Annotated in this window: 16 protein-coding genes; 4 read left to right on the top strand and 12 right to left on the bottom strand. The window is 73.0% G+C overall.

Annotation, left to right across the window (positions count from 1 at the left end):
* Nucleotides 1-110: 110 nt before the first annotated feature.
* A complete protein-coding gene (locus OHS33_RS15795; RefSeq protein ID WP_330331043.1) occupies nt 111-1,133 on the bottom strand; it encodes an AraC family transcriptional regulator in 1,023 nt (340 codons plus the stop codon).
* A gap of 192 nt (nt 1,134-1,325) precedes the next feature.
* Between OHS33_RS15795 and OHS33_RS15790 the strand changes: the two genes are divergently transcribed.
* The 3 genes from OHS33_RS15790 to OHS33_RS15780 all read left to right on the top strand — a co-directional run bounded on the left by OHS33_RS15790 (nt 1,326) and on the right by OHS33_RS15780 (nt 4,315).
* Nucleotides 1,326-3,122 carry an AMP-dependent synthetase/ligase gene (locus OHS33_RS15790; RefSeq protein WP_330331042.1) on the top strand — a complete coding sequence of 599 codons (1,797 nt, stop codon included), beginning with the start codon at nt 1,326-1,328 and terminating at the stop codon, nt 3,120-3,122.
* Between the two features lie 68 nt (nt 3,123-3,190).
* Complete coding sequence (locus tag OHS33_RS15785; RefSeq protein ID WP_330331041.1) at nt 3,191-3,826, top strand: DUF1707 SHOCT-like domain-containing protein; 636 nt, start codon at nt 3,191-3,193, stop codon at nt 3,824-3,826.
* Between the two features lie 30 nt (nt 3,827-3,856).
* Entirely contained in the window at nt 3,857-4,315 is a 459-nt protein-coding gene (locus OHS33_RS15780; RefSeq protein WP_330331040.1) for a GNAT family N-acetyltransferase, read from the top strand.
* A 912-nt stretch (nt 4,316-5,227) separates the two neighbouring features.
* Here OHS33_RS15780 and OHS33_RS15775 read toward each other — a convergent pair.
* The 8 genes from OHS33_RS15775 to OHS33_RS15740 form a co-directional block, all read right to left on the bottom strand.
* Entirely contained in the window at nt 5,228-5,881 is a 654-nt protein-coding gene (locus tag OHS33_RS15775; RefSeq protein WP_330331039.1) for a contact-dependent growth inhibition system immunity protein, read from the bottom strand.
* Nucleotides 5,882-5,892: 11 nt separating this feature from the next.
* Entirely contained in the window at nt 5,893-6,192 is a 300-nt protein-coding gene (locus OHS33_RS15770) for an RNase A-like domain-containing protein (RefSeq protein WP_330331038.1), read from the bottom strand.
* A gap of 48 nt (nt 6,193-6,240) precedes the next feature.
* Nucleotides 6,241-6,876 carry a hypothetical protein gene (locus tag OHS33_RS15765; RefSeq protein ID WP_330331037.1) on the bottom strand — a complete coding sequence of 212 codons (636 nt, stop codon included), beginning with the start codon at nt 6,874-6,876 and terminating at the stop codon, nt 6,241-6,243.
* A 37-nt stretch (nt 6,877-6,913) separates the two neighbouring features.
* Entirely contained in the window at nt 6,914-8,671 is a 1,758-nt protein-coding gene (locus OHS33_RS15760; protein ID WP_330331036.1) for an RNase A-like domain-containing protein, read from the bottom strand.
* Nucleotides 8,671-8,976 carry a WXG100 family type VII secretion target gene (locus OHS33_RS15755; RefSeq protein ID WP_330331035.1) on the bottom strand — a complete coding sequence of 102 codons (306 nt, stop codon included), beginning with the start codon at nt 8,974-8,976 and terminating at the stop codon, nt 8,671-8,673. Before OHS33_RS15755 ends, OHS33_RS15760 begins: the two co-directional genes overlap by 1 nt.
* 25 nt (nt 8,977-9,001) lie before the next feature.
* Nucleotides 9,002-9,403: a WXG100 family type VII secretion target gene (locus OHS33_RS15750; RefSeq protein ID WP_330331034.1), complete on the bottom strand. Its 402-nt coding sequence runs from the start codon at nt 9,401-9,403 to the stop codon at nt 9,002-9,004.
* A gap of 138 nt (nt 9,404-9,541) precedes the next feature.
* Nucleotides 9,542-10,420 (bottom strand): TIGR03619 family F420-dependent LLM class oxidoreductase, encoded by an 879-nt coding sequence (locus OHS33_RS15745; protein ID WP_330331033.1) that lies wholly within the window; start codon nt 10,418-10,420, stop codon nt 9,542-9,544.
* Between the two features lie 144 nt (nt 10,421-10,564).
* A complete protein-coding gene (locus OHS33_RS15740) occupies nt 10,565-11,701 on the bottom strand; it encodes an ADP-ribosylglycohydrolase family protein (protein ID WP_330331032.1) in 1,137 nt (378 codons plus the stop codon).
* A gap of 251 nt (nt 11,702-11,952) precedes the next feature.
* Here OHS33_RS15740 and OHS33_RS15735 point away from each other — a divergent pair, with 251 nt between their 5' ends.
* Nucleotides 11,953-13,041, top strand: coding sequence for a tyrosine-protein phosphatase (locus OHS33_RS15735; protein WP_330331031.1), 1,089 nt, complete (start codon nt 11,953-11,955; stop codon nt 13,039-13,041).
* A gap of 33 nt (nt 13,042-13,074) precedes the next feature.
* Here the strand turns inward: OHS33_RS15735 and OHS33_RS15730 are convergent, their stop codons facing one another.
* The 3 genes from OHS33_RS15730 to OHS33_RS15720 form a co-directional block, all read right to left on the bottom strand.
* Nucleotides 13,075-15,690 (bottom strand): bifunctional FO biosynthesis protein CofGH, encoded by a 2,616-nt coding sequence (locus tag OHS33_RS15730; protein WP_330331030.1) that lies wholly within the window; start codon nt 15,688-15,690, stop codon nt 13,075-13,077.
* A gap of 64 nt (nt 15,691-15,754) precedes the next feature.
* Nucleotides 15,755-16,543, bottom strand: coding sequence for an SDR family oxidoreductase (locus tag OHS33_RS15725; RefSeq protein ID WP_330331029.1), 789 nt, complete (start codon nt 16,541-16,543; stop codon nt 15,755-15,757).
* Between the two features lie 610 nt (nt 16,544-17,153).
* Nucleotides 17,154-18,386, bottom strand: a complete 1,233-nt coding sequence (locus OHS33_RS15720; protein WP_330331028.1) for an aminotransferase-like domain-containing protein — start codon at nt 18,384-18,386, stop codon at nt 17,154-17,156.
* Nucleotides 18,387-18,425: the final 39 nt, after the last annotated feature.

Genomic DNA, 18,425 nt, shown 5'->3' with positions numbered 1-18,425 from the left:
CGACCGGCAGGAAGGTCGCTGTCCGGGCTGCTCAGCTTTGCCGACCCGCACCCACGATCCCGGCGCCCGCGGCGCCGGGCGCGCCGGGGGTGTCACCCGAAAGAGAGCGCCTACGCCCGGTCCACCGGGCCGGGGTGTGCGCGGTAGGCGCCCGGGGTGGTGCCCGTCCAGCGGCGGAACGCCCGGTGGAAGGCGGTGTCCTCGGAGAACCCCAGCCGCGCCGCCAGCTCCGCGATCGGCTCCCCGCTCTCCGCCAGCCCCGCGATCGCCGCGTCCCGCCGCACATGGTCCTTGAGCTGCTGGAACGAGGTCCCGTCTGCCCGCAGCCGGCGCCGCAGCGTCGCCGGGGACACCGCGAGCCGCCCCGCGACCTCCCCCAGTTCCGGCAGCCGCGGCGACACCCGCAGCTCGTGGCTCAGCGTCCGGCGCACCTGCTCGGCGACCGTGGTCCCGTACTCCGGGCGCGACAGCAGGTCGAAGGGGGCCCGCCGCAGCATCGCGTCGAGCGCGGCCTCGTCCCGTACGAGCGGCGCGGCCAGCCAGTGCGCGTCGAAGACGGCCCCGGTGCGCGGCTGCCCGAAGCGGACCGGACAGTCGAAGAGCAGGCCGTACTCGTCCTCGTGCGGCGGCGGGGGATAGACGAACGCCGCGTCGGCGAGCGGGATGCGCCGCCCGATCAGCCAGCTGCACAGCCGGTGGAAGATCGCGAGCAGGCACTCGGTGAGGAACCGCTCCTCGTCCCGGCCGAAGTCGTTGTGGACGCTGAACCGCGCCTGGCCGCCGCTCACTTCGAGGTCCAGCTCCGGACCGCCGGGGAAGAGCCGGTAGAAGGCCGCGCCGCGCTCGATCGCCGCCCCGAGGTCCCGGCAGCCCAGCGCGGCGTGACACATCATGGCGAAGGTGCCGGGGCGGCTGGGGGCCGTCGCGAGGCCGAGGAACTCGTCCTGCGTGATCCGGTACAGGGCGCGGAACAGCCGGGCGAACTGCGCGGGCGTGACGCGCGCCCGGTCGTCCCCCAGCAGCAGCGGCGGAATCTGCGCCTCCTGCAGCAGCGGCACGATGTCGACGCCCGCGCCGCGCGCGCCGGCGAGCACGGCGCGCACGTGGTGCACGGTGACCGTCCGCCTCCCCATGGCCCTGACGGTAGCGGCAATGAGCGCTGCGGTCAGCCGGGGTGACGCTTCCGGTCATGCCGCCGGGGGCGAGGGCCTGCCTAGCGTCATCCGTACGCGGCCGTACGCGGCCGTATGCAGCCGTACGCGGCCGCGTGCCCGACGACGTACCGATGACGTATCCGACGACGTACCGCCCTGGAGGCGATCCCGATGGACGCTGTACGACCGGACACGCTGGCGGTGTTCACCCGCTGGACCGCCCGTCGGTACGGGCCCGAGACCGCCCTGCGCTTCCGGCGCGGGGGCGCCTGGCAGACCCGGACGTACGCCGAACTGGACGCCCGCGTCGGCGAGGTGGGCCGGGCGCTGCTGGCCCTCGGGGTCGCGCCGGGCGAGCGGGTCGCCGTACTCGCCGAAACCCGGCCGGAGTGGACGTACACCCACTTCGGGGTACTGGCGGCGGGCGCCGTCATGGTGCCGGTGTACCCGACGGCGGGCGCAGAGGAACTGGCCTGGGTGCTCTCCGACTCGGCGTCGGTGGTCGTCGTCTGCGATGACGAGACGCAGGCGGCGCGGGTGACGGCCCTGCGGGCGGGGCTGCCGGGGCTGCCCGGGCTCCGTGAGGTGGTGCTGATGGACCCGGGGGAATTGGAGGGGAAGGGGAGTGACCAGCAGGGACCCACGCCCCTCCTCTCCTCCTTCGCGGGCGCGGCGGCCGGCTCGACGGAGGGCGAACTCGACGCCCGGGCGGCGGCCGTGGGGCCGGACGACGACGCGTCGATCGTCTACACCTCCGGCACCACCGGCCTCCCCAAGGGATGCCGCCTCACCCACGGCAACCTCGGCGCCATCCAGGACGCCACCCTCCCGCTGATCAAGGGCGGCCCGGGCGACTCGACGTACCTCTACCTGCCGCTCGCACACCTGCTGGCCCAGCTGATCCAGTTCACCACCCTGCTGGAGGGCGGGGAACTGGCGTACTTCGGCGGCCGGATCGAGAACGTCATCGCCGAACTCGCCGAGGCCCGCCCGACTCATCTCCCTTCCGTGCCACGCCTGTTCGAGAAACTGCACTCCGTGGTCCTCTCCCTCGCCGAAGCGCAGGAGGGCGGCCGCGCGCGCTTCGAGGAAGCGGTGCGCCTGGGCGTCCTGGCGGCGGACGGCGAACTGCCGGAGGAGTCCCGGGACGCGTACGAGGCGGCCGAGAAATCCCTCTACTCCCTGGTCCGGGGCGCCTTCGGCGGGCGGCTGCGGTGGGCGCTCACGGGCGGCGCGCCCATCGCGCCCGCGACCCTGGACTTCCTGCGGGCCTGCGGGATCGCGGTCTTCGAGGGGTACGGGATGACCGAGTCGGGCGGGGTCATCAGCCTCAACCACCCGGCGGCGGTCCGCTACGGCACGGTCGGGCGGCCCATCGCGGGCTGCGAGGTGCGGATCGCGGACGACGGCGAGGTACTGGCCCGGGGCCCGATGGTCTTCCCGGGCTACCACGCCAACCCGGACGCCACGAAGGAGACCGTCGACCCCGGGGGCTGGCTGCACACGGGCGACCTGGGGGCCCTGGACGAGGACGGATTCCTGAGCATCACGGGCCGCAAGAAGGAACTGATCATCACCTCATCGGGCAAGAACATCACGCCGACGGAAGTGGAGTTCGCGATCCAGCGCTCCCGCTTCGTCTCCCGCGCGGTGATGATCGGCGACCACCGCCCCCACCCGGTCGCCCTGATCGCGCTGGACGCCGAGGAGATCACCGCCTGGGCCGCCCGCGAGGGCCTCGACCTCGCCGGTACGCCGTCCACGCACCCGGCGGTCCGCGCCCTGGTCGAGGCCGCGGTGACCGAAGCCAACGCGTCGGTCTCCCGCCCGGCCCGCATCCGCGCCTTCCACATCCTGGACCGGGAGTTCACGGTGGAGTCGGGCGCCCTGACCCCGACGCTGAAACTCCGCCGGAAGGCGGTGAGCGAACGCTACGCGCGGGAGATAGAGGCCTTGTACGCGGACTGAGCGGGCTGAGCGGACTGGCCGGGGTGGCCAGGTGGCTTGTTGGCACCCTCTCTCCTTAGGCTGTGTACATGACGAACAACCTTCCCGAGATGCGCGCCTCCGATGCCGAACGCGAAGAGGTGACCGAGACCCTCCGGCAGGCCGTCGCGGAAGGCCGCCTCGACATGGAGGAGTTCGACGAACGCCTCGGTTCCGCGCTGAAGGCCCGTACCCGCGGCGAACTGGCCACCCTGATCAGCGACCTCCCCGCGGAGGCCCGTTCCGCCGCCGCGCCCGCCCGGGTGGCGAGCGGCTGGCCCGAGCGGATGGGCGGCCAGGCGACCTCGTCCGGCGCCTTCGCCGTCTGGGGCGGCTTCGCCCGGCGCGGCCACTGGACGGTGGGACGGACCTTCACCGCCTTCACCCTCTGGGGCGGCGGGGTCATCGACCTGCGCGAAGCGCACTTCGAGGAGGCCGAGGTGGACATCCGCTGCTTCGCCCTCTTCGGCGGCATGTCCGTGGTCGTGCCCCCGGACCTGGAGTGCCAGGTCAAGGGCATCGGCATCCTCGGCGGCTTCGGCGACCGCGCCAGCGGCCCCGGCACCCCCGGCTCCCCGCGCGTCAGGGTCACCGGCCTGGCCCTCTTCGGCGGCATCGGCGCCGAACGCAAGGAGCGCAAGGCGGTCAAGGCGGCGGCGAAGGCCGCGCGCAAGTCGCTTGCGTAGGGAACTCGGCAGGCGATACCCCTGAACCCCATGCCGAACCTTCGCTTCATCAGCCCGCAGGACGACGCGACCCTCGCGGACTGGCAGCACGTCCACAACACGATCATCCCCACCGACCCGCTCTCCCTCGACGTACTGCGGGAACGCAGGCGGCGGTACCGGCTGGAGGTGGCGTACGTCGACGACGTCGCCGTCGGCTGCTCGACGGTACGTCCCCCCGACGACGAGACCCCGAACGTTACGGTGATCGCGCGCATCCTCCCGCCCCACCGCCGCCAGGGCCTCGGCCGCCTCCTCTACGCCCGCTGCCTCGACGTGGCGGCCACCCTGGGCGGCGCGGGCATCGAGACGGTCGTCCTGGCGAGCAACACGGAGGGCCTGGCCTTCGCCCGCGCGCTGGGCTTCGAGGAGGTCGAGACGTATCTCCTGGACGGCGCCACGATCCCGTACGTCGCCTTGGCCCTGCCGGGGCGCGGCTGCGCCGCGTGAGCCATCGCGTTGTGCGTCCGGGGTCGGTGGGGTTCCGGGGGCTGCCCGTCAGTTCAACTGTCTCTTCGTGCCGGTGCGGCCTGTCAAGGGCGCTCCTTCGTCGCGTCGCTTCGCGATGGCCTGCGGCCACCCTTGACAGACCACCCCGTCACGAAAAGCCAAGAACTGTCGGGCGGCCCCCGGGGGAAGGCATGGGGGACCTGGTCCCATCGGCCACATCTTGATCACCGGCCCGGGGTCTGGGTGCGGCCCAGCCGCGCCCTCCGGGCGGACAAGCAACAGACGACAAGCACGCGGGCAGATCGCTACACAGTCCCGGTCACAGCGGCGTCTGCGGGCTGATTGTGGCTCGGACTTCGGTCAGGCCGAGGTGGAGACGGGTGAGTCGGCCGTCCGCCCCAAAGTGGGGGGTCCAAAGCGCTACAAAATGGGCATTTTGGAGGGGTGTTGAGTGTCGGGGGTGGCTTGACCCGACTCCATGCTCGTCTGGCCGAGCTTTCGGCCTTCCCGCACCGCCACCAGCCCCAAACGGGCCGCGGACGCCGCTCGCAGAGGAGCGCGTAGCGATTTGCTCGCGCGCTTGTCGTCTGTCCGCCCGAAGGGCGCGGCTTGGCCGCACCCGGGCCATGGCTGGCCCGATCCCACCCCTGGGAAGTGGGCCCCTGTCCCCATGCCTTCCCCCGGGGGCCGCCCGACAGTTCTTGGCTTTTCGTGTCGGGGCGCGCTGTCAAGGGTGGCCGAAGGCCATCGCGTAGCGACGCGACCGCAGGGAGCGCCCTTGACAGGGTGACCCGGCACGAAGAGACAGTTGAACTGGCGGGCAGCCCCCGGAACCTCCCCGACCCCGGTGCGTGAAACCCGCCTACCACCACCGGCCCGCCGTGACGGCCGCCCGGTCAGGAAAGCCCCCGCTCACGCCGTGAGGTCGGCTGCTACCAGGCTGAGCCACATGCCGTAGGAGAAGGGTTCGGGGACGCCTACCTCCATGCCCAGTTCGGCTACGGCCACGGCGTAGTCCGTGTCCTCCAGGGGGAGGGCGGCCAGTTCGTTCAGTTCGCCCACCAGGCGGGCGATGACGTGGGGGTGGGTGGTCGCGGCGTAGTCCGCGATCGCCGCGTCGTGGTCGTCGAACTCGTCCACGATGTCCTGTGAGAACCAGCCGCCGAGGAGTTGACCCGTCTCTGGGAAGCGGGCGTGCCACTCCCAGTGGGTCTGCGGCAGGGCGGGCGGGGGCACCTCGCCGTTCTCGACGCTCGCCTTGAGGTGGTCGGCGAGGACGAGCAGCCACGCGCCGATGGCGGACTCCGGCATGCCGGTGTCGGGGACCGCGTAGAACTCGCCGAGGCTCAGGCGCAGCCGGCCCGGGGGCGTACGGCTGTACTCGCGCAGCTGGCGTTCCGCCTCGGCGATGGCCCAGGGGCGGGTGTGCCAGGTGTGGCGGAGGTAGGCGTCCAGGGCCGTGCTGCGCCGCTCGGGGGTGTCGTCGGCGGCCTGGCCGAGGTAGGCGCGCATCACCTGGTCCAGCTCGCCGTAGCGCCGGTCGTGTTCGAGGGGCTTCATGGACACGGGGACGGCCTCTACAGGTAGATCGGGACGGTGGTCTGTACGACGAACCCGTGCGGGCCGGCCGGTTCGCGCCGCAGTACGACACGGGCCGCGCGGACGTCGACCGGGTCACGCCCGGCGAGCAGCATCGCTTCGAGCAGCACCCGCCCGACGGGCGCCTCGCGGGAGGGCCAGGCGGCCTCGATGACGAGCCGCCGCCGGGTGCCCTGCGCCAGCCAGCGGTGGATGACCTGCTCGTTGGCGGTCACGACCTGCTGGGTGGCCCACTGGGCGGTTTCCCTGTCGGGGTAGCTGGCGGATCTGGTGAGCATGGCCTCATTGTCTCCTGGAGGGGTGGGGAGGGGGATCACCTTGCGTTGTCAGAGTGCGTTGAATGACCAGAAGACGGCCGCTTCGGACGGCGTGAGCACGATCAGGCCCAGTTCCTCGACGTAGTCGGTGCAGCGGGTTCCGCCGCCCGCCAGGCGCGCCTGGAGGAAGTCGGGGGTGGTGGTCGTGCGGGCCAGGGGGGACGTCGTCCAGTACGTCGTGCCCGTGTCTCCGGCCTCCGCGCCCTCGTAGCGGCGCAGCAGGGTGCGGGCGTCCTCCCGTACGGCTTCCAGCTCCGCGGGCGTACGGGCGTACAGCGGGGTCACCTCGAAGGTCCACTCCTGAGTGAACGAGGCGAGCAGGTCGGTGGCGGACGCGCGGTCGACGGGGTACAGGCCCGCGCGCAGCCCGGCTGCGGTGAGGTCGGCGCGGAAGGGGAAGGACGGGCCGACGGCGGCGCGTTCCTCGCCGTCGCGGTCCCAGTCGAGGCCGGCCCAGCCCCGCGGGTCGGCGTTCTCGCGGCGCAGCACGGCGAGGACGTCCTCGGCCCAGTCCGCACCGGGGTGCTGCCGGGGGCCGGTGGAGGCGAAGACGTACGGGTCGTCGAGGAGGCGTAGGAGGGCCGTCTCCCACGTGTGGGATTCCGAGTCCGCCGCTGCTCCGGGTACGGGTACGGGTGCGTTCATGGGGTGCTGTCCAAGGAGATCGGGTGGTCCGGGGCCGTCACGGTGCGGGCATCGATGTGTAGATGATGTACGGCGGATCGAGCCGGGAGTCGTAGCGGAGCACCGTTTTGACGTTCTTCACGTCGACCGCCTTGGCGTTCAGGCCGTTGTCCTTGTAGCCGCTGCCGGGATGGGCGGGGTCGGGCTGCTTGGAGACGTAGCGCCCGCTGTTCTCGCCGTTCGGCGCGGCGCTGGTGAAGTCCTTCGTGGAACCGTCGCTGGGCGGCGGCGGTCCGGTGAGCCAGGCGGAGATGTCGGAGCGGCGGTTGTTGAGGTTGTACTCCGTCAGCGACTGGGCGTGCGCGTAGTCCGTGAAGGACGAGGAGCCGCCGATCTTCGGCTTGTTGTACGGCCAGGAGGGCGTCGGCGGGTCGGCCTGGTCGCGCAGGCGCTGGGCGAGCTGTTCGTCGGTCTTGCCGACGTGCTTGTCGAGGGTGTGGCCGCCGCCCAGGTACTCGTTGCTCGCGAGGTCGAAGACCTGCGTGCCGTCGGGGCCCTGGACCGTCCACTTCTGCTCGTGCTTGAACTCGTTGAGCGCGCGGGCGCCGAAGCCGTGCGCGCGGGCGACGCCCGCTTCGAACTTGGGCGCGCTGAGGTAGGCCTCGTCCAGGGCGGGGAGCTTGTTGTCCACGCGGGTGGTGAGGCCGTTCAGGGTGGTCGTGTAGGTGTCGACGATCCGGTTGATGGCGGCCGTGTCCAGCTTGAGGACGAGCTGGACGTCGAAGTCGAGCAGCATCTTGCCCGCCTTGCCGAGGCCCTTGGCCAGGCCCTTGACGTCCTTCATGCTGAAGCCGTCCTTGAGGTCCACGTCCTCCAGGACCTCCTTGGCCGCCTTCTTCGCGGCCTTGACGAACTCTTCCCAGATCTCGTGGTTCAGCTTGACCGCGGCCTCCGCGTACTCGCGCAGGATGTTGCTGATCTCCATCGCGGTGTCGAAGAGGACGGTCATCACGGGCTGGCTGCCGGTGGGCGTGGCGCTCGGGCCGTGCCCGGAGCTGTGCGCCCACTGGTAGCCCTGCTGGGTCTTGCCCCAGGCGGAGGTGCCCCACACCGCGCTGCAGAACGTCTTCATCGCGTTCTCCCAGTCCGCCTGCTGCGGATTGGTGATGGTGGAGACCTCGGCCGTCAGCGCGCCGGAGACCTGGCCCAGGCACATCGTGGTGTTCGACCAGGTCTGGGACAGCGAGTTGAGGTAGTGCTGCTGCGGTTCGGGGAAGACGTCGGCGAGGCGGCCGATGCGCAGGGCCTTCTTCAGCACCGGCTGGAGGATGCTCCGTACGGCCTCGGGGATCATCTCCAGCACGCTGCGGATGAAGTCGTCGCCGCCGTCGTCGTCGCCCCACTTGAGGTCGGGGATCTTCCCGTAGTCCGGGGTCTTGTCCGTGACGGCGGGCACCGGGCGGGTCTCGGCGGCCTGGCCCGGCTTGGGGTGGGCGGCGGCGTCGGCCTGGGAGTAGGCGTTGGCGGTCTCGGTGAAGCCGACGGCGGCGCCGCCGATGCTCAGGACGCCCTTGCCCCAGACCTCCAGCCAGCGGTTGCCGGTCTTCATGTAGGCCTGGGAGAAACGGGCCGCCTCCGTGCCCGCGCCGCCCGCGTCCGGGTATTTCTCCAGGCCCGTCACGAGATTCTTGGCGCCCGTGTGCATCATGCCCTGCTGCTGCGCGATGTGGCCCGACACCCGCCACAGGTCACTGGGCTTGACGTCGATGGTGCCCGCGCCGCCGGGCGGCTGCGCGGGGCCCGTGGGTCCGGCCATCAGGCGCCACCGCCCCAGCCGCGGAGCACGGACCGGTTGGCCGCGTCGTAGTTGAGGTGGCCCTTGACGACCACCTCGTGCAGCCAGGCCTGGGCCGCGACGAGGTCCTGTGCGGAGCGGTCCCACTTGTCGAGCTCGTCGACGAAGGCGTCGCGCGCCTCGCCGTCCCAGCTCAGCACCACCTTGGTGGCGCGCTCGTAGAGGCCGTCCAGCTTCTCGTTGAGCGTCTTGAGGATGCTTTCGAGCTCGCCCGACAGCCTGCGCAGCGTGGCGAAGTCGACGGTTATGCGGTCGTCGTCCGGCATGGTGTGGCTGCTCCCCCGTGGTCGTTCACATGTCCAAGATGCGGCTGTGCGGGCGCGCCGGCGCCGCGGGCGGGGCCGGGTCGGGTGCCTGGAGGGCGCGGGCCGCCGCGGGGACGTCCTCGCCGTCCTGCATCTTCTTCAGCCGGGACAGGGTCTCCATCTCCTGCTCGGTGAAGCCGTCCCGGCTGGCCCGGGTGGCCGCTTCGAGCAGGACGAGGACCTGCCGGATGCGGACGGCATCCTCGGCCACGCCCTGGTGGAGGCTGCGGTAGGCGGTGGCCGTGGGGCCCTGCCAGCCCGCCGCGACGGCGTCGACGACCCGGTCCATGCGGCGCGTCTGCTCGTCCAGGTACGCCTGCATCGCGTCGAGGTCGTCGGCGAGCCTGCCGAGGTCGTCCTGAGATACGTCGAGATCGGAGTTCTGCATCCCGGCCCGCCCCCGTCCGTCGCGTCCGCCGGGCCCTGACGCGTCCCGGCCGTGTGGCTGATTTCAGACGGGCAGTCTAGGCAGGCGGAGCAAGACGGCGGGGGGCGGGGGGCGTTCGGGCCTCCCGGGCCCGCGCCCTCAGAGGTACGGGGCGAACTCGTCCAGTGTCCGCAGGACCTCGGCCTCACCCGCCGAGGGCAGTTGCAGGACGACCTCGTCGAGCCCGAGGTCGGCGTAGTGGGCCAGCTTCCCGGGGGTCGGCCGGACGGCGTACGGAACCACCTGGAGCGACTTCGGATCCCGCCCCGCCGCCTCCCACACGGCGCGCAGCGCGGGCAGCGACTCGGTCAGCCCGCCGCCCCCGATGGGCATCCACCCGTCGGCGTGGTCGGCGATCGCGGCGAAGAGCTTGGGTCCGGCGGCGCCCCCGATGAGGGTGCGGGGGCCGTGCAGGGGGACGCCGGGGGCCAGTTCGCGGGGGGCCTGGACCGGCTTGGGGAAGGCCGAGCTGGCGCTGACGCCGGAGAACTGGCCGACGTACGCGGTCGGTTCGGGCGCCCACAGCGCGCGCATCAGCGCCATCCGGTCCCGCACCAGCTCGCGCCGCTCCTGCCACCGCACCCCGTGGTCGGCGGCCTCCTCGACGTTCCAGCCGTAGCCGAGCCCCAGGGTGAAGCGGCCCCCGGAGAGGTGGTCGAGGGTGGCGATCTGCTTGGCCAGCCCGATCGGGTCGTGCTGCGCGACCAGGGTGATCCCGGTGCCCAGGCCCAGCCGTTCGGTGACGGCGGAGGCCTGCCCGAGGGCCACGAACGGGTCGACGGTCCGCCCGTACTCCTCGGGCAGCTCCCCGCCCATCGGGGCCGGGGTGTCGCGGCTGACCGGGATGTGGGTGTGCTCGGGCAGGTAGAGCCCGGCGAACCCCCGCTCTTCGAGCGCGCGGGCGAGCGGCACGGGCGCGATGGTCCGGTCGGTCAGGAAGATGGTGGCGGAGATCCGCGGGTTCGGTGTGCTCGGCATGTGTTCAGACACCTCCGTGACGTGGGTGGGGTCACGGTACGGGCTCACGCGCGAGGTGGGCAGGGGTCTGTATAGGGGGTGTCCGGTGGATCGGGGTCGGATAGGCAGGCGAGCCGGGCCCGGCCCTGATCCACCGGACACCCCCTAGCCCCGCGGGTAGCGGGTCAGCCAGGCTGGGGAGGAGGTGGCCGGGCCGTGGAGGGTGGGGCCCTGGGTCATCTCCAGGGCGAAGTCGTCGGCGAGTTCGAGCAGCGTGGCGCGGCCCTCCAGGTCGGCCAGCCAGGGCGCGGGGAGGGCGGTTTCGCCGTGCAGGGCGCCCAGCAGGGCTCCGCAGAGGGCGCCGGTCGCGGAGGAGTCGCCGCCGTGGTTGACCGCGAGGCGCAGGCCGTGGCGTACGTCCTCGGCGACCAGGGCGCAGTACACGGCGATGGCGAGGGCGGCGTCGGCGTCGCGGCCGCCCTCGCCGTCGCCCGGCGCGAGCGATTCGATGATCTCCGGGGACGGGACGCCCCGGGTGACGGCGGCCGTGGCCCGCTGGAGGGCGTCGGTGACGGGCTGCCCGCCGGCCCGGGAGCCGAGCAGGCCCAGGGCCCGCTGGACGGCCGCGTCGAGGCTTTCGCCGCGGGTCAGGCCGTGGACGATGACCGCGAAGGCGCCCGCGGAGAGGTACGCGGTGGGGTGGCCGTGGCTCTGCGTGGCGCACTCGACGGCGAGTTGGAGGACGAGGGCGGGCTCCCAGCCGACGAGCAGGCCGAAGGGGGCGGAGCGGACCGTGGCGTCGGCGTCCCGGGCGGTGGGGTTCTTGGGCTGTTCCAGGGTGCCGAGGATCTCGTCGCCGAAGCCGGTCATACAGGCCCGGCCGGGGCCGCGGCGGGCGTAGAGCCACTCCTCCTGGGCCAGCCAGCCGTTCTCCTTGCGCCGCTCGTCCGGGCCCCAGTCGTGCTGGGTGGCGGCCCAGCGCAGGTGGGCGCGGTGGACGTCGGTGGGCGGGTGCCAGGCGCCGGTGTCCCGGCGCACGTGGGCCCGTATCAGGCCATCGACGGTGAACAGGGTGAGCTGGGTGGCCGCGGTGACGGCGCCGCGCCGGCCGTGGGCGGGGGCCGGTTCGGTCAGGCCCTGCGGCCCGTGGGCCGAGCGGATCCCGTCGAGGGAGAGCCCGGCGACGGGCGCGCCGAGGGCGTCGCCGATGGCGGAACCGAGCAGGGTGCCGCGCACCCGGCTGCGGAAGTCCTGCTGTTCGATCCGGCCCCACAGGCCGGTGGTCACGCTTCCCGTCGTCACGTTTGCCGCCGTCAAGTCCATGAACGCATCCCCCCGCTGGCTCTGGCGCGCACTGTAGTGGACCCGCCCGTTCGAATCCGGAGGGAGGCCGTCGAGCGGGCCGTATGTGTGCGGAGAAAGGCCGGAACCCTCCGGGATTCGTCGGCCCCCAAGTAGCTGAGTGGCACGGTTTGCCACTTGTCTTCGGAAGGGCTGTTTCCGGCCACACCTCGTTCACGTGGCGTTCTTGCCGGGCCAACAGATTCGACGGCATGAAGAAGGCAACCCTCGCCGCGACCGCCATCGCCTGCGCACTCTCCCTCTCCGCCCTCGTCGCCCCGGCCGCCAGTGCCCACAGCGCCCACAGCCACTCCGCCATCCCCTTCACCGCCGCCACGGTCACCGCCGGCGCCGACGGCTCGTACACCGTGAAGTGGGACACGAAGGGTGCCAAGGGCGTCAACGGCGTCAAGCGCGTCGAGATCAAGGCCAACGGCAAGGTCGTCGCGAAGGGCGGCGCCACCGGCGAGGCCGTCGTCAAGGGGCTGCCCGCCGCCGACCGCCAGTGGTTCGACCTCGTCCCGGACCGCGGCCAGGGCCTGCGCCTCGCCGACCGGCTGATCAAGCTCGACGGCACGGCCAACTTCCGTGACGCGGGCGGCTACCGCACCACCACCGGCCAGTGGGTCAAGATGGGCGAGATCTACCGCTCGGACGCCCTCGACAAGCTCACCGCGGCCGACCTCGCCAAGCTCCAGCGGCTGCGCGTCAGGACCGTCTTCGACCTGCGCATGACCGACGAGCGCACCAAGGGCCCCGACAAGGTCCCGGCGGGCGCGGCCTACGTCGTCGCCGACGTCTTCGCGGGCTCCGGCTCCTTCCAGACCCTGCCCAGGACCCCCGACGAGGCCGTCAAGGCCATGACCGAGGCTGAGAAAGGCATGGTCAGCGGCGAGGGCGGCAAGAAGGCCTACACGCAGGTCTTCGCGGGGATCGAGAGCGCCGCCGGGAACGACCGCTCGCGCGCCGTCCTCTTCCACTGCACCGCGGGCAAGGACCGCACCGGCTGGGCCAACGCCTCCCTGCTGACCGCGCTCGGCGTCCCCGCCGAGACCGTCATGGCCGACTACCTCGCCAGCAACGACTACCGCAAGGCCGCCAACGACGCGGTCCTCTCGCACCTCCCGGCGCAGCAGGCCGCCGTCTACAAGCCGATGCTCGACGTCCGCCCCGAGTACCTGAACGCCGGGTACGCCGAGGTCCAGGCCCGGTACGGCTCCTTCGACCGCTACCTCGACCAGGGCCTCGGCGTCGACGCGCGCGAGCTGAAGCAGCTCAAGCGGGACCTGCTCGTCGGCTGAGCCCCTCTCCCGTGCTCCCGCGCCGCCGCCCGGCTACTCCAGTACGGGCAGCAGCGCGGGCAGGTGGCCGTCCGAGGCGCGCGCCGCCCGCTGCCGCTCCTCCGGGACCTCTCCGTACAGCGTCGTACGGGCCCGGGCCGGGCGCCCCGCCGCCTCCGCGATCGCGATCAGGTCCTGGACCGACTTGTACGAGCCGTAACCCGAGCCCGCCATCCGGGAGATGGTCTCCTCCATCAGCGTCCCGCCGAGGTCGTTCGCCCCCGAGCGCAGCATCTCGGCCGCGCCCTCCGCGCCGAGCTTGACCCAGCTGGTCTGGATGTTGGTGATGTGCGGGTGGAGCAGCAGCCGGGCCATCGCCATCACCGCCCGGTTGTCGCGGTCCGTGGGGCCGGGCCGGGCGATGCCCGCGAGGTACACGGGCGCGTTGGTGTGGATGAAGGGCAGCGTCACGAACTCCGTGAAACCGCCCGTCTGCTGCTGGATCCGGGCCAGGGTGCGGAAGTGGCCGAGCCAGTGCCGCGGCTGGTCCACGTGCCCGTACATCATGGTCGACGAGGAGCGGATGCCCAGCTCGTGCGCGGTGGTGATGACGTCGATCCAGTCGGCGGTGGGCAGCTTGCCCTTGGTGAGCACCCAGCGGACCTCGTCGTCCAGGATCTCCGCCGCCGTCCCCGGGATGGAGTCCAGGCCGGCCTCCTTGGCCGCCGTCAGCCAGTCGCGGACCGACATCCCGGTGCGGCTCGCGCCGTTGACGACCTCCATGGGGGAGAAGGCGTGCACGTGCATGCCGGGGACCCGCTCCTTCACCGCGCGCGCGATGTCGAAGTACGCGGTCCCGGGCAGGTCCGGGTGGATGCCGCCCTGCATGCACACCTCGACCGCGCCCACGTCCCAGGCCTGGGCGGCGCGGTCGGCGACCTGGTCGAGGGAGAGGGTGTAGGCGTCGGCGTCCGTGCGGCGCTGCGCGAAGGCGCAGAACCGGCAGCCGGTGTAACAGACGTTGGTGAAGTTGATGTTGCGCGTGACGATGTACGTCACCTCGTCGCCGACGACGGACCTGCGCAGGTCGTCGGCGATCCGGCAGAGCGCGTCCAGGGCCGGGCCGTCCGCGTGCAGCAGGGCGAGGGCCTGGCCGTCGGTGAGCTTCGTCGGGTCGTCGGCGGCCTGCGCGAGGGCCGCGCGGACCTCGGCGTCGAGGCGCTCGGGGCCGGTGTGCCCGTCGTGCCCCTGGTCCGGGACCATGCCGGGGGCCGCGGCCTCGCGCAGGGCCTCCCAGTCGCCGTAGACGTGGTCGAAGTCGTCCCGCCGGTCGGAGGTGCGGCCCTCGGTGTCGATGGTGGCGTGCAGATCGGTGCGCCCGGTGCCCGTGAACCCCTCGTCGGGCTCCTGCCACGGCCGCCCCTCGACGCTCGCCCGCTCGTCCGCGAGCCCGGTCTCCGCATCGGCCAGCGCGCGGACGTGCGGCAGCAGCCGGGGGTCCAGCCAGGGCTCGCCGCGGGTCAGGAACTCCGGGTAGATGGTGAGGCGTTCGCGCAGCTCGAACCCGGCGGCGGCGGTCCGCGCGGCCAGCTCCTCGATGTGCGGCCAGGGGCGCTCGGGGTTCACGTGGTCGGGGGTGAGCGGGGAGACCCCGCCCCAGTCGTCGATGCCCGCGCCGATGAGCAGTGCGTACTCGGCGTCCACCAGGTTCGGCGGGGCCTGGATCCGCGCGGACGGGCCCAGGATGTGCCGGGCCACGGCGATGGCGGCGGCCAGCTCCTCCAGCTCCGCGTCGGGCATCGCGCGCATCGCGGTGTCCGGCTTGGCGCGGAAGTTCTGGACGATGACCTCCTGGATGCCGTGGTAGGCCCGCTGGATCCGGCGCAGCTCGAAGAACGCGTCCGCGCGCTCCTCGTACGATTCGCCGATGCCGATCAGCACCCCGGTGGTGAACGGCACGTTGGAGCGGCCCGCGTCCTCCAGGACGCGCAGCCGCACGGCCGGTTCCTTGTCCGGGGAACCGTGGTGCGGGCCGCCCGGCTCGGACCACAGACGGGTGGCGGTGGTCTCCAGCATCATGCCCATGGAGGGGGCGACGGGCTTGAGGCGCTGGAGGTCGGACCAGGTCATCACCCCGGGGTTGAGGTGCGGGAGCAGGCCCGTCTCCTCCAGCACCCGGATCGCCATCGCGCGGACGTAGGCGAGCGTGTCGTCGTACCCGTGCGCGTCGAGCCACTCGCGGGCCTCGGGCCAGCGGTCCTCGGGCCGGTCGCCGAGCGTGAACAGGGCCTCCTTGCACCCCATCGCCGCGCCCTCGCGGGCGATCGCGAGGACCTCGTCCGGGGAGAGGTACAGACCGTGGCCCGCGCGGCGCAGCTTGCCGGGGACCGTGACGAAGGTGCAGTAGTGGCACTTGTCGCGGCAGAGGCGGGTCAGGGGGATGAAGACCTTGCGGGAGTACGTGATGACGCCCGGGCGGCCCGCGGCGGCGAGCCCGGAGTCCCGGACCCGGGCGGCGGACGCGGAGAGGTCACGCAGGGCCTCGCCGCGTGCCTGGAGCAGCACGGCCGCCTCGGCCGCGTCGAGCGCGACGCCGTCGCGCGCCCGCTTGAGGGCGCGGCGCATGGAGTTGTCGGTCGGGCCGGCCGGAGCGTTGCTCGGAGTGCTCATGATGCGAGCATACGATCCGAGGATCCGGCCGCGAGGGCCGTCGTGACGTGGGTCATCACCTGGGTCATCGCATCAGCTCACCGGCGTTGACCAGCAGCGACTGGCCGGTTATCGACCGCGCGCGGTCGGAGGCGAGGAAGACCGCGGCGTCCGCGACGTCCCCGTCGGTGGCCAGTTCCGGCAGTGCCATGCGCTGGGTGAGGCGGGCCAGTACCTCCGCCTCCGGGACGTTCTCGGCGTGCGCGCTGAAGGTGACGAACGCCTGCACCGGCGGGCCCCACATCCAGCCCGGCAGCACGGTGTTGACCCGGATCCGGTCCGGGCCCAGTTCGCGGGCCATCGAGTACATGGCCGAGGTCAGCGCGCCCTTGGAGGCGGCGTACGCGGCCTGCTGGACCTCGGAGGGGGCGGCGACGGCCGACTGCGTGCCGATGATGACGACCGCTCCGCCGCCGGTGTTGGCCTTGAGGGCGGGCAGGCAGGCGCGGGTCATCCGCAGGGTGCCGAGGAGGTTGACGTCGAGGATCTGCTGCCAGGTGCCGAAGTCGGCGTCCTGGAGGCCGCCGAAGTAGGAGTCCCAGGCGGCGACGTGCACGACGGCGTCGATCCGGCCGAAACGGTCCTGTGCGAGGGCGGCGAGGGCGGCGCACTGCGCCTCGTTCGTGATGTCGGTGGGGAGGTGGGCGGTGTGGGTGCCGTCGGGGTCGATCTCGGCGGCGGACTTGGCGAGATTGGCCTCGGTGCGGGCGCCGAGGACGGCGTTGCCGCCGTCGCGGACCACGGCGGCGGCGACCTGATGGCCGAGTCCGGCGCCGACGCCGGAGACGATGACGGTCTTGCCTTGCAGCAGCATGCGGGCTCCTGGCGGGGCGGCCGATTGATCTGACGGTGCGTCAGGCTACGGCGGCTCGGCCGGGGTGTGAAGCCCCGCGACACGGCTTCCGCCCGGGGGGGCTGGGGGTGGCCGGGGCGGTCGGGCCCGTGCGGGCCGGTTCGCCCTCCGGGGGCGCCTCAATCGCCGGCGGGGCTTGATTTGCCTCCGGCGGGGCCGGGTGGCTGGGCTGGGTGGGCCCGTGCGGGCTGGTTTGCCCTCCGGGGGCGCCTCAATCGCCGGCGGGGCTTGACTTGCCTCCGGCGGGGCTTGAGGGGGCGGCGGGGCCTCAGGGGTTGGCGGGGGTTGGCTTGCCTTTGGCGGGGCTTGGGGGTGGGCGGCTGGGTTGCCCGGAGGGCAATTCCAGCCTGCCCGGCGTTTGAGGGCCCGCCGGAGGCAGAACGGCCCGCAGGGGTTGGTTCCAGCCTGCCCGGCGATTGAGGGCACGCCGGGGGCGCGTCCGACCCGGGGTGCTTCCGGGGGCGGGGTCAGCCTCGCCGGCGTTTGAGGCGCCCCCGGAGGGTGGGCCGGGGCGCACCGGTCGCTTCGGGCCGTGAGCGTCCCCGGAGGGTGGGCCGGGGCGCGCTCGGCGTCAGGACAGGGCCGTGGACAGGCGGGTCAGGCCCTCGGCTATTTCCGCGGGGGTGTGGGTGGTGAAGGAGAGACGGAGGGTACGGGGGTCCGGGGGGCCGGTGTAGAAGGCGGCCCCCGGCACGTACGCCACGTCGTGCGCGACGGCCGCCTTCAGCAGGGCCCCCGCGTCGTACCCCTCCGGCAGCCGCACCCAGACGAACATCCCGCCCTCCGGCCGGTTCCACCGCGCCCCCGCCGGCAAGGCCAACGGCAGGCCCGCCAGCAGCGCGTCCCGCCGCTCGCGGTAGGCGTCGCGGACGACCGCCACGTGCGCGTCCAGGTCGGCCACCGCCAGGTAGCGCGCGGCCGCCAGCTGGTCCACCGTCGAGGTGTGCAGGTCGGTGGCCTGCTTCGCCACCACCGCGGCCCGCCGCAGGCCCACCGGGGCCCGGAGCCAGCCGAGCCGCAGCCCCGGGGCCATGACCTTGGAGAAGCTGCCGAGCAGCGCCGTACGGTCCTCCGCCCCCGGGTGCGCGGCCAGCCAGGGGATGTCCGCGCCCTCGTAGCGGAGTTCGCCGTACGGGTCGTCCTCGACCAGCCACACCCCGAGCCGCCCCGCGATCTCCGCCACGGCGGCCCGGCGGGCGGCGGGCAGGGTGCGCCCGGTGGGGTTCTGGAAGGTGGGCACGGAGTACAGCAGCTTCGGCCGCTCGCGACGCACCGCCTCCTCCAGCGCCTCGGGCACGATCCCGTCCTCGTCGCACGGCACGGCCACCACCCGCGCCCCGGCCATGGCGAAGCACTGCAGGGCCGCCAGGTAGGTCGGGTTCTCGACCAGGACGACGTCGCCCGGCTCCACCAGGGTCGCCGTGACGAGCGCGAGCGCCTGCTGCGAACCGGTGGTGACCAGCACGTCGTCCGGCCCGGTCGGGAGTCCGCGCGCGCTCGCCCGGGCGGCGATGACCTCGCGCAGTTCGGGGGCGCCCTCGGTGGTCGAGTACTGCAGGGCCCGGGCGGCCGAGTCCGCGAAGGCGGCGTCGTACGCGGCCCGCAGGCCCTCGGTGTCGAAGAGTTCCGGCGCCGGGAGCCCGCCCGCGAAGCTGATCACGCCGGGCCGTTCGGTGAGCGCGAGGATCTCCCGTACGGGCGAGCCCCCGGTCGAGACGGCTCGCGCGGCGAAGGGGGGCGGGGATGCGGGCACGGGGACTCCTTGGGGAGGCGGTTGGGCGCAGCGTAACCGCGGAAGGTGCATAGGGCACCCACCTGTCCACGGGCTGAACAGGCTCCTGCC

It is taken from the genome of Streptomyces sp. NBC_00536, from assembly GCF_036346295.1.
Lineage (GTDB): Bacteria > Actinomycetota > Actinomycetes > Streptomycetales > Streptomycetaceae > Streptomyces.
The sequence above is the reverse complement of the archived record's forward strand: the minus strand, read 5'-3'. Positions and strand labels throughout refer to the sequence as shown.

Bases quoted from the DNA above. Each gene is read 5' to 3' on its own strand.
- OHS33_RS15770 (WP_330331038.1), bottom strand. From the start codon at position 6,192: ATGCTCACCAGATCCGCCAGCTACCCCGACAGGGAAACCGCCCAGTGG.
- OHS33_RS15730 (WP_330331030.1), bottom strand. From the start codon at position 15,690: ATGAGCACTCCGAGCAACGCTCCGGCCGGCCCGACCGACAACTCCATG.
- OHS33_RS15795 (WP_330331043.1), bottom strand. From the start codon at position 1,133: ATGGGGAGGCGGACGGTCACCGTGCACCACGTGCGCGCCGTGCTCGCC.
- OHS33_RS15780 (WP_330331040.1), top strand. From the start codon at position 3,857: ATGCCGAACCTTCGCTTCATCAGCCCGCAGGACGACGCGACCCTCGCG.
- OHS33_RS15790 (WP_330331042.1), top strand. From the start codon at position 1,326: ATGGACGCTGTACGACCGGACACGCTGGCGGTGTTCACCCGCTGGACC.
- OHS33_RS15725 (WP_330331029.1), bottom strand. From the start codon at position 16,543: ATGCTGCTGCAAGGCAAGACCGTCATCGTCTCCGGCGTCGGCGCCGGA.
- OHS33_RS15720 (WP_330331028.1), bottom strand. From the start codon at position 18,386: ATGCACCTTCCGCGGTTACGCTGCGCCCAACCGCCTCCCCAAGGAGTC.
- OHS33_RS15745 (WP_330331033.1), bottom strand. From the start codon at position 10,420: ATGCCGAGCACACCGAACCCGCGGATCTCCGCCACCATCTTCCTGACC.
- OHS33_RS15755 (WP_330331035.1), bottom strand. From the start codon at position 8,976: ATGCCGGACGACGACCGCATAACCGTCGACTTCGCCACGCTGCGCAGG.
- OHS33_RS15760 (WP_330331036.1), bottom strand. From the start codon at position 8,671: ATGGCCGGACCCACGGGCCCCGCGCAGCCGCCCGGCGGCGCGGGCACC.
- OHS33_RS15785 (WP_330331041.1), top strand. From the start codon at position 3,191: ATGACGAACAACCTTCCCGAGATGCGCGCCTCCGATGCCGAACGCGAA.
- OHS33_RS15750 (WP_330331034.1), bottom strand. From the start codon at position 9,403: ATGCAGAACTCCGATCTCGACGTATCTCAGGACGACCTCGGCAGGCTC.
- OHS33_RS15765 (WP_330331037.1), bottom strand. From the start codon at position 6,876: ATGAACGCACCCGTACCCGTACCCGGAGCAGCGGCGGACTCGGAATCC.
- OHS33_RS15735 (WP_330331031.1), top strand. From the start codon at position 11,953: ATGAAGAAGGCAACCCTCGCCGCGACCGCCATCGCCTGCGCACTCTCC.